This window comes from Nocardia sp. NPDC056100, from assembly GCF_042266325.1.
Classification (GTDB): Bacteria; Actinomycetota; Actinomycetes; order Mycobacteriales; family Mycobacteriaceae; genus Nocardia.
Genome location: NZ_JBHJVY010000002.1, coordinates 460,089 through 473,565, shown reverse-complemented (window position 1 = coordinate 473,565; position 13,477 = coordinate 460,089). Strand labels below are relative to the sequence as shown.

Annotated in this window: 18 protein-coding genes; 6 read left to right on the top strand and 12 right to left on the bottom strand. The window is 65.3% G+C overall.

Features of this window, described 5'->3' with window-relative positions; all coding sequences use genetic code 11:
• Window positions 1–98: 98 nt before the first annotated feature.
• From ACFC0O_RS13875 to ACFC0O_RS13855, 5 genes are all read right to left on the bottom strand, one after another.
• Window positions 99–767, bottom strand: a complete 669-nt coding sequence (locus tag ACFC0O_RS13875; protein WP_375957395.1) for a hypothetical protein — start codon at window positions 765–767, stop codon at window positions 99–101.
• A gap of 433 nt (window positions 768–1,200) precedes the next feature.
• The gene (locus tag ACFC0O_RS13870; protein WP_375957392.1) at window positions 1,201–1,488 is read right to left on the bottom strand and encodes a hypothetical protein; all 288 of its coding nucleotides are present in this window, start codon (window positions 1,486–1,488) and stop codon (window positions 1,201–1,203) included.
• Window positions 1,489–1,541: 53 nt separating this feature from the next.
• Window positions 1,542–1,916, bottom strand: coding sequence for a hypothetical protein (locus tag ACFC0O_RS13865; protein WP_375957390.1), 375 nt, complete (start codon window positions 1,914–1,916; stop codon window positions 1,542–1,544).
• Between the two features lie 209 nt (window positions 1,917–2,125).
• Complete coding sequence (locus tag ACFC0O_RS13860) at window positions 2,126–2,545, bottom strand: Dabb family protein (RefSeq protein WP_375957387.1); 420 nt, start codon at window positions 2,543–2,545, stop codon at window positions 2,126–2,128.
• Between the two features lie 131 nt (window positions 2,546–2,676).
• On the bottom strand, window positions 2,677–3,399 hold the full coding sequence (locus tag ACFC0O_RS13855; protein WP_375957384.1) for an SDR family oxidoreductase: 723 nt from the start codon (window positions 3,397–3,399) through the stop codon (window positions 2,677–2,679).
• A 102-nt stretch (window positions 3,400–3,501) separates the two neighbouring features.
• Here ACFC0O_RS13855 and ACFC0O_RS13850 point away from each other — a divergent pair, with 102 nt between their 5' ends.
• Both ACFC0O_RS13850 and ACFC0O_RS13845 read left to right on the top strand, forming a co-directional pair.
• A complete protein-coding gene (locus tag ACFC0O_RS13850; RefSeq protein WP_375957381.1) occupies window positions 3,502–4,332 on the top strand; it encodes a helix-turn-helix transcriptional regulator in 831 nt (276 codons plus the stop codon).
• Window positions 4,333–4,439: 107 nt separating this feature from the next.
• The gene (locus ACFC0O_RS13845; protein WP_375957378.1) at window positions 4,440–5,051 is read left to right on the top strand and encodes a hypothetical protein; all 612 of its coding nucleotides are present in this window, start codon (window positions 4,440–4,442) and stop codon (window positions 5,049–5,051) included.
• Between the two features lie 57 nt (window positions 5,052–5,108).
• Here the strand turns inward: ACFC0O_RS13845 and ACFC0O_RS13840 are convergent, their stop codons facing one another.
• Window positions 5,109–5,426: a DUF222 domain-containing protein gene (locus ACFC0O_RS13840; RefSeq protein ID WP_375957376.1), complete on the bottom strand. Its 318-nt coding sequence runs from the start codon at window positions 5,424–5,426 to the stop codon at window positions 5,109–5,111.
• A 262-nt stretch (window positions 5,427–5,688) separates the two neighbouring features.
• On the opposite strand from ACFC0O_RS13840, the gene ACFC0O_RS13835 reads away from it, so the two are divergent.
• Both ACFC0O_RS13835 and ACFC0O_RS13830 read left to right on the top strand, forming a co-directional pair.
• A complete protein-coding gene (locus ACFC0O_RS13835) occupies window positions 5,689–6,456 on the top strand; it encodes a GNAT family N-acetyltransferase (protein WP_375957373.1) in 768 nt (255 codons plus the stop codon).
• Between the two features lie 66 nt (window positions 6,457–6,522).
• Window positions 6,523–7,386, top strand: coding sequence for a GNAT family N-acetyltransferase (locus tag ACFC0O_RS13830; RefSeq protein ID WP_375957371.1), 864 nt, complete (start codon window positions 6,523–6,525; stop codon window positions 7,384–7,386).
• Here ACFC0O_RS13830 and ACFC0O_RS13825 read toward each other — a convergent pair.
• Window positions 7,379–8,224 (bottom strand): class I SAM-dependent methyltransferase, encoded by an 846-nt coding sequence (locus ACFC0O_RS13825; RefSeq protein ID WP_375957368.1) that lies wholly within the window; start codon window positions 8,222–8,224, stop codon window positions 7,379–7,381. The two genes, ACFC0O_RS13830 and ACFC0O_RS13825, sit on opposite strands and share 8 nt — an antisense overlap.
• A 188-nt stretch (window positions 8,225–8,412) precedes the next feature.
• Here ACFC0O_RS13825 and ACFC0O_RS13820 point away from each other — a divergent pair, with 188 nt between their 5' ends.
• Entirely contained in the window at window positions 8,413–9,135 is a 723-nt protein-coding gene (locus tag ACFC0O_RS13820; RefSeq protein ID WP_375957366.1) for a 3-keto-5-aminohexanoate cleavage protein, read from the top strand.
• Between the two features lie 66 nt (window positions 9,136–9,201).
• Here the strand turns inward: ACFC0O_RS13820 and ACFC0O_RS13815 are convergent, their stop codons facing one another.
• Together ACFC0O_RS13815 and ACFC0O_RS13810 are read right to left on the bottom strand one after the other, a co-directional pair.
• Window positions 9,202–9,957 carry an SDR family oxidoreductase gene (locus ACFC0O_RS13815; RefSeq protein ID WP_375957364.1) on the bottom strand — a complete coding sequence of 252 codons (756 nt, stop codon included), beginning with the start codon at window positions 9,955–9,957 and terminating at the stop codon, window positions 9,202–9,204.
• 94 nt (window positions 9,958–10,051) lie between these two features.
• Window positions 10,052–10,837 (bottom strand): SDR family NAD(P)-dependent oxidoreductase, encoded by a 786-nt coding sequence (locus ACFC0O_RS13810; RefSeq protein WP_375957361.1) that lies wholly within the window; start codon window positions 10,835–10,837, stop codon window positions 10,052–10,054.
• A gap of 104 nt (window positions 10,838–10,941) precedes the next feature.
• On the opposite strand from ACFC0O_RS13810, the gene ACFC0O_RS13805 reads away from it, so the two are divergent.
• Window positions 10,942–11,436: a MarR family winged helix-turn-helix transcriptional regulator gene (locus ACFC0O_RS13805; protein WP_375957358.1), complete on the top strand. Its 495-nt coding sequence runs from the start codon at window positions 10,942–10,944 to the stop codon at window positions 11,434–11,436.
• A gap of 38 nt (window positions 11,437–11,474) precedes the next feature.
• Here ACFC0O_RS13805 and ACFC0O_RS13800 read toward each other — a convergent pair whose 3' ends face one another.
• The 3 genes from ACFC0O_RS13800 to ACFC0O_RS13790 form a co-directional block, all read right to left on the bottom strand.
• Window positions 11,475–11,930, bottom strand: a complete 456-nt coding sequence (locus tag ACFC0O_RS13800; protein ID WP_375957355.1) for a nuclear transport factor 2 family protein — start codon at window positions 11,928–11,930, stop codon at window positions 11,475–11,477.
• A 35-nt stretch (window positions 11,931–11,965) separates the two neighbouring features.
• Window positions 11,966–12,514: a hypothetical protein gene (locus ACFC0O_RS13795; RefSeq protein WP_375957352.1), complete on the bottom strand. Its 549-nt coding sequence runs from the start codon at window positions 12,512–12,514 to the stop codon at window positions 11,966–11,968.
• Window positions 12,515–12,591: 77 nt separating this feature from the next.
• The gene (locus ACFC0O_RS13790) at window positions 12,592–13,425 is read right to left on the bottom strand and encodes a hypothetical protein (protein WP_375957350.1); all 834 of its coding nucleotides are present in this window, start codon (window positions 13,423–13,425) and stop codon (window positions 12,592–12,594) included.
• Between the last annotated feature and the right edge of the window lie 52 nt (window positions 13,426–13,477).

The following is a 13,477-nucleotide window of genomic DNA, read 5'->3' as shown; positions in this document are numbered from 1 at the left end:
GCATCAGCGCGCCGGGATGTACTCCGGCGTCGTGGTGACATGAGCGCGCTGCATGCCGGGCACGGTACCCCGCACCTCTTGCTCGGCACAACGGATTATCAGCACCGGTGATGTGCCTCCCGGCCCCAAGCCGCCTTCCTGGCGTCCATCTCGTCGGCATGGACGTAGTCGCGGAACAGCTGATTCGCCCGGTAGCCAACACTTTCCGCAGCGCGCCCGAGTTCGCCGAGATCCTGCCAGCGGTGTGCACGATCCAGCAGCTCGGCCGCCAGCAATGCCAGCACGGGAATCGGACCTGCCGTGGCCGTAGTGATCAGTGCGTCCGCGCCCTTGGTTCCCGCCCACACCCGGCGCAACTCATCGGCATCGCAGCGCTGCACGAATTCCAGCACGCTGCCCGGCTTGTTCTCGGCACAGTCCATGATCAGCCGGATCGCGACCGACCGCTGGCGGTGCGCGAGATAGTCGGTGACCGTAAGTGCGGGAGGAATGGTGTCCGCGACCGGTACAGGTCGGCGGTCACCACGATTCACGCCGCTGCCGAGGTCCTTGCCGCTGTAGTCGAGCATCTTCTGCAACTCGGATCCCGACAGCGTGAACACCCAGTCGGGCAAGCGCGGGCAGACCCGCTTGGGCGGCCTCTTCTCCTCGACCATGTCGGACGCCGACGCCTGTTCGGACTCATCGATGGGCGTCCCCGCGCCGCCGCCGGAACCACGCCGCAGCAACTGTCGTAATCGCGCTGTGCGAGAAGTGTTGTCGGACATAACGAACCCCCTTGGACCAAATCCCGGCGCATGCACGCCGTGAACTCTCCACGCTAGCGCCGGAATTGGTTCCCGCCCACAAGTCGTGACACCACCGGTACCAACCGCACTTCTCGACCGATGCGGCTCAGCCGACCGCGGCTTTGCACCGCTCGCAAGCATGGACGCTGTCGGGGTGCCACAGGTGGCGCATCACGCATACCTGTTCCCTGGGCAGACCACACAGGGTCGTGTCACCACGGATTCCGTGCTCGGGACCTGAGAGTTCCAGTGCCCCAGTGACATCCATGACGAGACGCGAAGGCGGTACCTCACCTTCAGCCTCTCGTGTATGGATCAGTTCAACGGCGGCCGCGAATCGAGCTTCCACTCCATCATCATGACCACCGAGCTTCCGATGTCGGACACCGCCTGGTTCAGCCTGCGGCAACCGCTAGTGGTAGCCGCAGATGAATGGGCTGCTCGAGCCGAGAAGGTCGCAGGCCACCAAGGGAAGTAGCTTGAAGAACACCTGGCTGGAGCCCTGGCTCACCGAGAACCCCACGTCGCCGTGGGCGAGGGCGTCGAAGGATCCATCGCCGGAGACAACGGCCGGTGCCGCGGGTTCGTCGGCGGCGGGTTGCAGGGTCAACGGGGCTGCCGCTGCGGTGCCTGTCGTGGCGACGGCGATCAGACATCCGACGGACGCGACGAGAATGCGCTGGCGTGCAGTGGCTTTCATTGGTGCTCCTCACAGGTCGTGATGTCGCTGCCACCCTACGCACATCCGAAGCATCAGGATTTCAAATTCCTGCCCCTATTTCCGTGGTCGGCACACCGGCGAGACGGACCGACACACTGCCAGTTTCGTCGCGGAGGCGCGTTCCTCAGGTTTATCGCCGGGTGCCAGATACCGGGCCACACCGGCACTCCGAGGGCGCGAATGTTCACCGAGAGGTTCTCATCCACCACGACGTCCGGGATGATGCGAAGCACACGTGGTAGGGCGACGCCTTCGGGGTACAAATCCGCCACCATGTCCAGACAGTTCTGCTCGTCGTAACCGGTGACACCCACCCACGGCCCGGGCCACCAGTTGGCCGCCTCGTCGCTTCGATCGAATTCGATCCAGAATCGCCGTAGCAAGGGCATGTTCGCCCCCTTCGTCATTGCCGAACGTTCATCGCTTGCACGCTATCAACGCTCGTTCGACGGCCACCACTCGATAAACGGAGTGCGCGCGAGCCGGAACCGCGCGCAGGTTCAATCCATGTCGAACCCGGCCGGGTCGGCCCGCAAAGCCGACCCGGCCACACCTCCCACAACTTGGCGCAAAGGAATAACCCTCTGTCGCAATCGGTCTCACCGAAAACGCCGCGCTAGCTCCGGCCATGTCGGCCCGGTGCCGCGCTGCCGTGGTACTCGCCGAGGTCGGATACCAGCTGGGTGACTTCGGGGTAGTTGTCGTAGCGACGCTGGTGTAGGGCGGCGATTTTCGCGGCGAGTTCAGGGTCGGGATCGTCGGCGATGTCGAAGGATACGAATTTGTCGACGAGGGGGAGGCCGATGCGGTCGGTGTGCAGGTGCGACGGGTGGATGAGGTATTCCCAGTAGCCGTCGAGGTCGTCGATGATGTACACCGCGCCGTAGTCGTATTCGCCGCCGTGGTCGGGGCCGACGACGAAATGCCGGACCGAGGGGATCTGGCGGCCCTGATTGCGCAGGCTTTCCAGGGCTTCTTCGAGTTTGTCGGCGGGGACTCCGGGCTTAACGGTGAAGCGATTGCCGTGGTAGATCATCGTTTTCAACCTTCTGATCGGTTTTCTGCTTGCGAGCCAGTTGAGTGAGTGACTGCTCGATCACTACGTGAGTGACTGTACACTCACCCTGCCGAGCTGTCACCCCCTCCGCGTGGATTTTCAGTGGCTCGTCACCGCTGCCGGGTCGGCCGCAGAATGATCTCGTTCACGTCGACGTCGGCGGGCTGGTCGATGGCATACGCGACGGCCGCGGCTATCGCGTCCGGGGTGATGGCGTGTGCTCGGTACGCGCGCATCGCCTGTGCCGCACCGGGTTCGGTGATGGAGTCCGCCAATTCGGAGGTGACCACCCCGGGTGAGATGGTCGTGACCCGCACCGAGGGATCGCACTCCTGCCGCAGTCCTTCGGTGATCGCCCAGGCGGCGTACTTGGTGCCGCTGTACACCGCGCCGGTCGGAACAACCTCGTGCGCACCGACACTCGCGATCGTGACGAAGTGCCCCGATCCCTGCGCGGTGAAATACGGTAGGGCCGAAGCGATTCCGTGCAGCAAGCCACGAATGTTCACATCGATCATCCGGTTCCATTCCTCGACCAGCAGCGAGTCCAGCCGGGACAGCGGCATCACCCCCGCGTTGTTCACCAGCACATCGACCCGCCCGGTCCGCTCGTGGGCGGCCGCGACGAATGCGGCGACGTCCGCCGGATCGGTGACATCGAGGCGCATCGGGTGCAGGTCGCCATCGGTGCGTTCGGACAGTGCGTGCAGCCGGTCGAGACGCCGGGCGCCCGCGACGACATGATGTCCCGCATCGGCCAGCCGGGCGGCGATGGCTTCGCCGATTCCACTGCTGGCACCGGTGACCAGCACTGTCTTCTGTTCAGTAGTCATGCCGACAACAGTTCCCCCGCTGGAGCGGCAGTGGCAGGACGGCGTTCTCCTGGGAGTAGCGCACCCAGGTTCACCATGTGGGCACGACCTACCATGGCCGTTATGGCACCCACCGAGCTCGGCGACTATCTGCGCGCCCGTCGTGCGCAACTTCGCCCCGAGCAGGTTGGCCTCCCGTCGCTCGGGCCGCGTCGGGTGCCCGGTTTGCGGCGTGAGGAAATCGCACTGCTGGTCGGCGTCAGCGTCGACTACTACGTCCGGCTCGAACAGGGTCGTGAACGCGGCCCGTCGGCGCAGGTGGTCGACGCCCTGTCCTCCGCTTTGCGGCTAGACACCGACGGCCGCCAGCACCTGTTCCGCCTGGCCGGTCTCGCCCCGCGCACCCGCACCTCCGCCGCACCCGACCGCGTCGACCCGAGCCTGCGGCAACTCATGACGGCCTGGCCCGACAATCCGGCCATCGTCTACAACCGCGCCTGTGATGTCCTGGCCTCCAACGCGATCGCCGACGCGCTCTTCCACGACTGGACCCACTCACGCAACCTCATGCACATCGTCTTCACCGATCCCATTGCGCGACAGTTCTATACGGACTGGCACGATGTGGCTCGCAATGCGGTGGCCGGTTTCCGTTTCGGCCACGGCGAAGCCCCCGACGACCCGCGAATCCAGCAGGTGCTCAACGAATTACGCTCCCACAGCCCGGAATTCACGAGCCTGTGGACCACGCACGACGCTCGCGGAAAGTCCATGCAGAGCAAGAACTTCCACCACCGCGACGTCGGCCCCCTCACCTTGACAATGCAAACCTTCGACGTCCGTTCCGCCCCCGGCCAAACCCTCGTCGTCTATCACGCCGCCCCCGACTCCCCCAGCAGTCACGCCCTCACCCTGCTGGGCTCCCTGGCCGCCAGCATTCGCGAAAATCCCTAGCTGGACAGGGCTGCGGGGCTCGGTGCTGCTGAGCACGAACGCGAGCCCGCACAGGATCCTCACAATTCCGGCGCAGAGCCTGCACATCGCCGATATAGGTTGCTGTGATGTTCGTCAAGAATCAGCAATCTTCCGCTATTCCATTGTATGCCTTGGTTTTAGCCGTGATTGCGCTCGGTGTAATGCTGCATCGCGGGTGGATAGTCACGAAGTTATGGATCTTCGCCTTTCCATTGTTGCTGGCGATATTCGCGACAGTCTTGACCTTCTTCGTGCTGGCGCTGTATCTAGCCGCGCGCAGTGGGCGACGGGGGCCGCTGGCGGCAACCGCGGTACTGACGTTGATCGGGCTCGGCGGGCCGGTCTATCTGTACTTCCATACGGAAGCCAATGCGTGGACCCGGTTTTGGCTCGAGAGACCGGCCTTCAGTGCTATCGCGGCGATGGAGCTGCCGCAGGATCGGAAGATTGAATACTACGGTGTCGAACTGCCCGAGCACCTGTGTTTCGTGTCGGCGAACTGCAGGGTGGCGGTGATCGGCACCAGCGGTGGACATCCAGTTCGATTCGTCCCCGACTACATCGGGATCCCCGACGACGCATTCGGATACGGGCATTTCGTCGGAACACCCGAGCCCGGACCGTATGACGGGTTCGGCGAACCCATCTGCCCCACAATGGAATTGGGGGGCGGTTGGTGGTGGCTCGACTTCTGCTAGCACGCTTCGAACGATGACCACCACAACGGTCGTCCCCGAGCAAGACCGGGCACGGGCTCAGCTTGCTGCCGCCAGGACCTTCCACACTTTCCTGGAACGGGAGCGGGCCTGCGGCGCGGCGCATTCGATTCGGCGGCGGGCTTCGTTGGCACTGATTCGAAGCAGATCGGTCAATAGGTCCACGGTGTCCCGGTAGCCGGTGTCGGCGGCGAGGCCGCGACGCTCGGCTTCGGCGACGGCGGCGCGCATGGCGGCGTCGAGGCGCTTTCGGCGGCGTTCGGTTTCGACGAGGGTGCGCAGCAGGTCGACATCGGTCAGTCCCGGCCATCCCGGTGCCGGCGCATCCGGCGCCAGCGCGATCGAATGTGTGTTCACGCGGCCAGACTACCCCATGATCGAACATTTGTTCGATCAATCGAGGTGTCGAATACCGCGGCACTCGGTGCGCCGCCGTCTCAGCACATTCGCGCTGTTCAGTCGGTTATTCGGAGGCGAGCGGCAGGTGTTCTGCGATCCAATGGACCCGGGGCGCCATTCCCGCGGCAGTGTACTTTCCCGGTTCGCGGGCAGGGGCACCGGCGTGATCGGCGTGAGGTTGGATGGATGTCGCGATAGATCCGAAATGGGAGGAATCTCGATGAGTTCGAGCGAGCCGGTTCTCGATGACCGCGGAGTTCCGTGCGCGTTCTTCGAACGGGACCAACGCGGGGGCAAGCCGTGGGCCGATGAATTGGATTGCGCGCCAGGGTATTCGCCCGAGAACGCGGCCGCGATAGTGGTGCGGGCGCTCACAGGTTGGGGCGGTGCCGCCGCGGGCGAGTTCGGGTCCGCACTCGTGGAGGCGGGGGCGCGTCACCTGCGCACCCTCCACACCTACAGCCTGACACTGCCTCCACCCGAACCCGAACCGCCGCTGCCGTCCGGGCTCAAAACCATTCCCGCCACTCAGGTTCAGCCCGCCGCTTTGCACGAGGCGCTGATCGCCGCGTACCCGCCGGACCATCCCGACCACGATGACAATGTGCTGCAGGCCCTCGATGGACTCTATGACGGCACGCTCATAGGTCCGCTGCTGTCGTGCAGCATCGTGGCTTGGGATGGCCATCGGGCCCTCGCCGCGGTCCTGGTCCAGGATTACGATGGTGAGCCCCCGCTCGCGGGACCGTGGATTTCGGAGGTCTTCCGCCAGCCCGGGCCCGCCTACGCCGGGCTGGGTACGCTCCTGCTGCGCTGCGCGATATCCCGCGCGAGCTCCGCGGGCTTGGGGACGCTGGGCCTGGCTGTCACCGAAACCAATCCCGCTCAGGCTGTTTACGAGCGGCTCGGTTTCACTCGGACCGCCACCTGGACGAATCTGGAATTCCCTGGCAGCGCTGACAATTCGGGCCCGCCCGCCGGGGAATGACCGAATTCCACACGAGGTATCGGCCCGAACCGGGCGCGAATGCACCGGCATCGGTACGGTCGATCAATGACGCGCTACATCGTCGAAGTGACCAGCGACCCAAAGCAATTCAAGGAGACCGCGTTCGAATTCCTGATGCGCGATCCGGTACGGCACACCTTGATCCTGTCGATTGTGCAGGATCGGGCCGCCGGTCTCGTCGTTGATCCGGCACCGTCATTCTTCGCGGTGGTGCGCGCGGACGCACAGATCGTCGGCGCGATGATGCGCACACCGGGCCGGCGCATAGTGTTGGGCCAAATGCCTTTCGCCGCAATCGAGTTGGCAGCAGCGACGCTGGCTCCCCTGACACCGGACGCACCGGGTGTATACGGTGATCCCGAAGCGGCCGCCGAATTCGCACGTGCCTGGGCCGCACTGCGGGGCAACGACTTTCGGGCGACCGTCGGATTCCACCTCTACCTGCTCGGCACTCTCCAGCCCGCGTACGCACCCGGGCAGCCACGGCAGGGCACCGCGGACGATCTCGACCTGTGCCTGCGCTGGACCCAGGAATTCGCCACGGAGACAGCCGAACCGCCGATGGCCGCCACCGACGTGGCCGCGCGCATACGCGCCGGACGCTGGTGGCTTTGGGAAGACAACGACAACCCCGTATGCCTGGCCGGACATTCGGCGACACTCTTCGGCATCACCCGCATCGGACCGGTCTACACACCCCCGTCCGCCCGCCGCCATGGCTACGCGAGTGCGTTGACCTCACACCTGTCCGACCGAATCCGCACCGAAGGATCGCGCCCCTGCCTGACCGCCGACATGGCCAACCCGACCTCGAACAAGATCTACCGGGCACTGGGTTACGAGCTCGTCGGCGACTACCTCAACTACGACTTCACGCAGCGGGATGAGGTTCCGCGCGCGCTCAGATGACCCGCGCGGTCACCAGCGTCTCGAATGTGTACGGCCGCAGGCCATCGGCGCGGCCGGCGAAGTACCGCTGCTGCAGGTCCGCGCGTGTGGGATGGTCCACGACCTTCAGCCCGCACCCGCCGACCACCCGCTCGATCTCCGATACCGGCCACCCCGGCTGCAGAGGCTCGCCGACAGCAGCCGCGATAGGTGTGTAGATGCGGGCGAATTCGGTCCCCACGTCGTCGAGCGCGGCGTCGTCGGCCCGGTAGGAGAGCACCACCTCGGACCCGGGCGCAGCCGCCGCGATCGTGCGCAGCCCCGACTCGATCGCCTGCGCCGTCAGATAGGGGGCGACACCCGTCCAGCAGAACATCGCCGGCTGCGCCCAGTCGAACCCGGCCGGGCCGAGCGCATCCTCAACCGGTCCGGCCTCGAAATCCACCGGCACGAATACCTGCCGGTCGGTCAGCGGCAGGCCGAGCTCCCGGACACGCTCTAGCTTCCAAGCCTGGGAGGCAGGATGATCGACCTCGAACACCGTCAGCGAGCCGAGCAGATCCGGCCGCCGCCACGCGAACGAGTCGAGTCCCGCGCCGAGAATCACGTACTGCGTGAAGTCCCCGGTGGCCAGCCGGTCCTCGGCGTACCGGCTGCGGGTGCAGACAGCCGCGCGGGATTCGCGAAGGACCGTGACGGGGAACATCGGATCGAACCGGTCTCGCAACCGCTGCCATACCGGGCCGACGAGCGCCAGGGCCAGCGCATCGTCCAATACCCACGGTGGCGCGTTCTCCAGGCGAAACAATCCACGCGATATGGCCGCGAACATCGCCGTCCTGCTCGGCGCGCTTTCCATAGGTTCCCCCTCGCCTGCGAGCATCGGCATGCCAACCGCGCTCGTCCACTTCACAGGATGCGCCTGAAATGCCCTGACGGCCATAGCTGGTGATCTTCCACTACGGCGAGGATCGAGTTGCGTTGCCGGACAACCGATCAGGCTCACCGCGCCCACCGCTAACGCAGTCATCTGAGAGACTCGGTCGCGTGCTGCAGGTATGCCTGAACGGTGCCCGAACCCGCAACGACTTCGCCTCGCTTCCAGTGACCCCCGACGAACTGGCGGCAGCGGCCCGGGACGCCGTGCGCGCCGGAGCAGCGGACATTCATCTACATCCCAAGGACTCGGCGGGCCACGACACCGTGGAGCCCGATCATGTCGCTGCTGCGGTGTCGGCGGTGCGTGCGGCGGTGCCGGGAGTGCGTGTTGGCGTGACAACGGGTGCGTGGACCACCCGGCACGCGGACCAGCGTCTTGCCGCAGTGCGCGATTGGACCGTGCTGCCCGATCACGCCTCGGTGAACTGGCACGAGGACGGAGCGGTCGCGATCGCGGAAACGCTGCTGGCCAAGGGAATCGGGGTCGAGGCCGGGATCTGGTCCGGAACCGATTGCGCCCCAGGGTTCCTCGCCTGGGCCCGGGCACATCGGGTTCTGCGGGTGCTGGCCGAAGTCACCGACACCGACCCCGACACCGCTCCACAGACAGCCGCCGATCTCCTGGGCACATTGACCACGCTCACCGAGGTGCCGATCCTGCTCCACGGCGAAGACAACGCCGCCTGGACCGTCCTGGCCATGGCGGCCGCCCGGGGCCTGGATACCCGGATCGGTCTCGAGGACGTGCTCCACCTACCCGACCACTCCCCCGCCGAGAGCAATGCCGACTTGATCCGGGCGGCTCATCACATCATCGGTCCGTCGCGGTAATAGGCGGTCCTGTCATTGCGCGACAACCGAATTCATCGCGCCATCGGACGGACTCGACGGATCGGGTCAGGATTCCGGGACGGTGAATGCCTCGGTGATGCCGCCGTCGAGCGGGATGGCGGCGCCGGTGATGAAACCGGCGTCGTCACTGGCCAAGAACGCGATGGTGCCCGCGGCCTCGTCCAAAGTGCCGAAGCGCCCCATCGGCCAGTGCACCAGTCGCTTCTCCAGCACACTCGGATTGCGTTGCAGGATCTCGCGCTGCGCGGGCGTCTCGATCGGCCCGAACAACACCGCATTGACCCGCACCCCGCTGCGGGCCAGATGAACCCCGAGGTCCCTGCTCAATTGCACGACCCCCGCCTTGGCCGCCGCGTATGCCATCGGCGCCGTCGCCGAACCGACAGCCGCCAGGAACGAGGCGGAATTGATCACCGAACCACCGGAGGGCTCGGTGTTCCGCAGGTGCGGGATCCCGTGCTTGCAGGACAAGAAGATGCTGGTCAGATTCGCGTCCTGCGCGTCACGCCAGGTTTGCAGGCTCATCTCCAGGACGGACCGATCACCGCTATCCATCAGACCCATGTTGTTGTAGATCACGTCCAGGCGACCGTGGTCGCGAACCACGTCCCGGTACATCGCCGCGACCTCGGATTCGTCGGTGAGGTCGGCCCGCACTGCCTGCTCGCCGACCGAGTGCGCGATTTTGTCCACACCGATGACCACCGCGCCTTCGCTCGCGAACCGGTCGGCGACGGCTCGGCCGATCAGACTGGCGGCTCCGTTGACCACGCACACCTTGCCGGCAAACCTCTCGGCCACTACGACCTCCACATCAACACGGCAGAACGCCCTTGCTCACTATCGGTACCAGAAAGGTGGGTTCCCATGCTGGATCCGCCGTGCGCGGCGACCTTCAGATAATGGTCGGGAGAACGCCGCCGTCCGCGCGGATCGCCGCACCATTGGTCGCCGATGAGAGTGGGCTCGCGAGGAACGTCACCACGTTCGCGATCTCGCCGGGCTCGATGAAACGCTGGATGAGCGAATTGTCGCGCACGAGAGAAGATTTCAAATCCTGCGGCGAGAGTCCCTGCGCGGTCGCGATCCGCTCGACCACACTCGCCACGCCATCGGAGTAGGTCGGGCCGCCGAGCACGGTGTTCACGGTGACCCCGGTGCCTTTGGTGAGCTTGGCGAGTCCGTTGCTCAGCGCCAGTGCGGCGGCCTTGGTCGCTCCGTAGTGCACCATATCGCCGGGGACGTCGACCGCCGATTCGGTTCCGATGAAGATGATCCGCCCCCAGCCACGCGCGAGCATGCCGTCGAGGACCCCGCGTGAAAGACGTACCGCGCTCATCACATTGATATCGAAGTACCGCAGCCACTCCTCATCGGGCACCTCGGTGAACGGTGTGACGTCGAACAATCCCACATTGTTGACCAGCACGTCCACGGGTCCGAGCTCCGCGACGAGGGCCCGAACCTGCTCCGGCACAGCGAAGTCCGCGGCGATCCCGGAGACCTGAGCGCCGGGTGTGGATGCTCGAAGACGTTCGACCGCCTCGATGACCCGGTGCTCGTGTCGGCCATTGAGCACCACCGAAGCGCCCTCGGCCGCGCACGCCGCGGCTACCGAATAGCCGATCCCCTGTGTGGAACCACTGATGAAGACTCTCTTACCTGCGAGTTGCAGATCCATGGCCGTATCCCTTCCGGTCGCGACGACCGCGATTCACTTGCCTGAGCAAGTAAAGTCTACGCACTATTACTTTCCTGGGAAAGTTAGGGGGTAGGATCGTGCATGTGGTAGACACCGGAGGCTCGGACGCCTTCACCCCGGACGAGCTCGAGACGTGGTCCGCAGTGGCGACATTGCTCGAGTGGCTTCCCGTGGCGCTCGACACTCAGCTACAGCGAGACTCGGACATGAGCCACTTCGAGTTCGGGATCCTGTTCGCCCTTTCCCGAGCTGCGGACCAGACATTGCGCATGAGCACGCTAGCCGGATTCGCCAACAGCACACTCTCGCGCCTTTCGCGCGCAGTCGCCCGGCTGGAACGCCGGGAATGGGTGCGGCGCGCCCCCGATCCGCACGACGGTCGCATTACGATCGCGATCCTCACCAGCGCCGGGCGGGACGCGGCGCGCACGGCGGCACCCGGGCACGTCGCACTTGTTCGGAAACTCGTATTCGACTCGCTGACGCGTGCGCAGGCCGAGCAACTAGGCCGCTCCAGCCTGCGGATCGCCCAAGCGATCCGCGCGGATGAGCCATGGCGGCCGGAAAGCGAACGCTGAGTCGCCGTGGCAATCGGATGGGTAACAACAGCTTTCGGTCAGTGGTCCGCGAGCTCGGTGCCATCGCCGAAAGCCTGGGCGACGGCGAGGCTGTCCTCGTAGACGTGGTGGCGTGTGACGAGACCATTTTCGACGGTCAGGTGCAGAGCGAATCGGGAACGGTAGGCGCGGCCGGTGTTGCGGGCTGTTTGGCGAATCTCGCCCAGTACCACCGCATCCGGGCCGTCGATCAGAATGCGCTCGACCACGGTTGCGACGTGTTCCGGCACGTGGTGACGGGCTATTTCGGCGTAGTGCTCGGCGGCGTCGGCCCGCGTCGCGCGGGGACGGATCCACGGGGTCGCGGGGCGATTGTGCTCGCGCTCAGGCCAATTCAGTTTCCAGTCGCTGACTTCGGCGTACAGGGCGGCCGTCGCCTCCGGATCGCCCGCACCGATTCGGCGGAGCAACTCTTCGACGACCGGGCGGGTGGCGCTTGTTGCGACATCGTTCATGCCACCATCCTGTTCGACGAGGCGCGCACCGTCGATTACGTGCGAGGTAATGCGGCGTGAGCGACCCCGGATTGTTTGATCCACACCAGGATCAGGGCGGCTAGGCCCACCAACCAGATCAGGACGGTGAGCGCGTTCTCGGGCGGGGTGCAGGCTGAGCCGATCAGCGTGACCAGCAGGCTGAGCGTGTTCAGACCGAACAGGACACTGCAGACCGGGCGCGCCCAGCCTTTTCCGGCACGGATCACCAATGCCATCCAGATCCACAGCCCGACGGAGATCAGCGAAATCGCGGTGCTGAACACGTACGCGATGATGACAACCGTATCGAGCTGGCTGTCGGTGAAATGTCCTTTGGTATCGGCCGCGATCGCCGTCCGGTGCGCATGCGAGAGCTGCGTGAAGCTGTACAGCACATCGATCACCGTGAGAAACGCACCGGCGAGCATCGAATAGAAGGCGTAGGTAACGGTTTTCGGAGGAGTCGCCTTGTCCGTGGCGTACCCGCCGGGGTACGGCTGTCCCACGCCGAACGGCTCGTATTCGTATTGCCCCGGGTAGGACGGATGCTGATCGCTGGTCATCAGAGCTCTTTCTCACGCACCCGGATCAATCCGGGCAGTTCATCTCGACACGTATGAGACCTCCCGCCGGTCCGGGTCTATGTCTCCAAATTCAGGATCGCGATGTGGTCGGATTGCGCGATGGCAAGTCGCGTGCCGTCGGGATGTACGGCTACCACCGGGGTGGGGACCTGTCCGACTCCGTAACTGCGGTCCTTGGCTCCGGCGTCCACGTCGGGCCATTCGAGAAGTGTTCGCCCCGAGGCCGGGTCGATCAGTCGAGGGTGACCGAACAGCGACACGATGCGCTCCTCACACGCGATCATCGTGCCGACCGGGTGGGTCAGGCGGGCGCGATGAAGCCAGCGGGATGAGCCGACGGACCAGACACCGAGTTCGCCGGGCGCGAGCGTGCCGGGGTCCTCCTCGTCCTCGGATGGGTCTTCGTTCGAGGCCGCGATCACCACGCGGTCGCTGTCAAGCCAGCACGCCGATTCGATCTCGGCGTCGGATATATCGGCCCGCAGAATGCCGGGTCCGTCCAGCACTGCCGGATCCTGCACCGCCGCAACCAGATCGAAGATCATCGCGATCCCGAACGGGTGCCACACCCAGCCCGCGGCAAGCAGATGCCGGCCATCGGGACTGATCGAGAGGCGCGAGTGGAACACATCGCGCGGTGTCCGCGGCCCTTTGGTGATGCACTCACCTGTCACGGCATCATCGATTTGCAGCACGTTGTATTCGCGGGGGCAATGCACGACGATCTCGCGCCCACCGGGCAGTGCGCCCAGGGCGATCGGATAGTCGAAATCCGCTGCGTGGTAGTAACTTCGGTCGAGCTCACGAAGCAGCTCTCCCGCACGCAATAGCAGCGCTTTCGTGCCGCGTTCGGCGTACAGGACTTCGAAACGGCCCGACCGGGAAACCACCGCGTGGTCGAATGGGCCGCCGAATATGCGGAAGATCTGTGGCGAGTCGGCG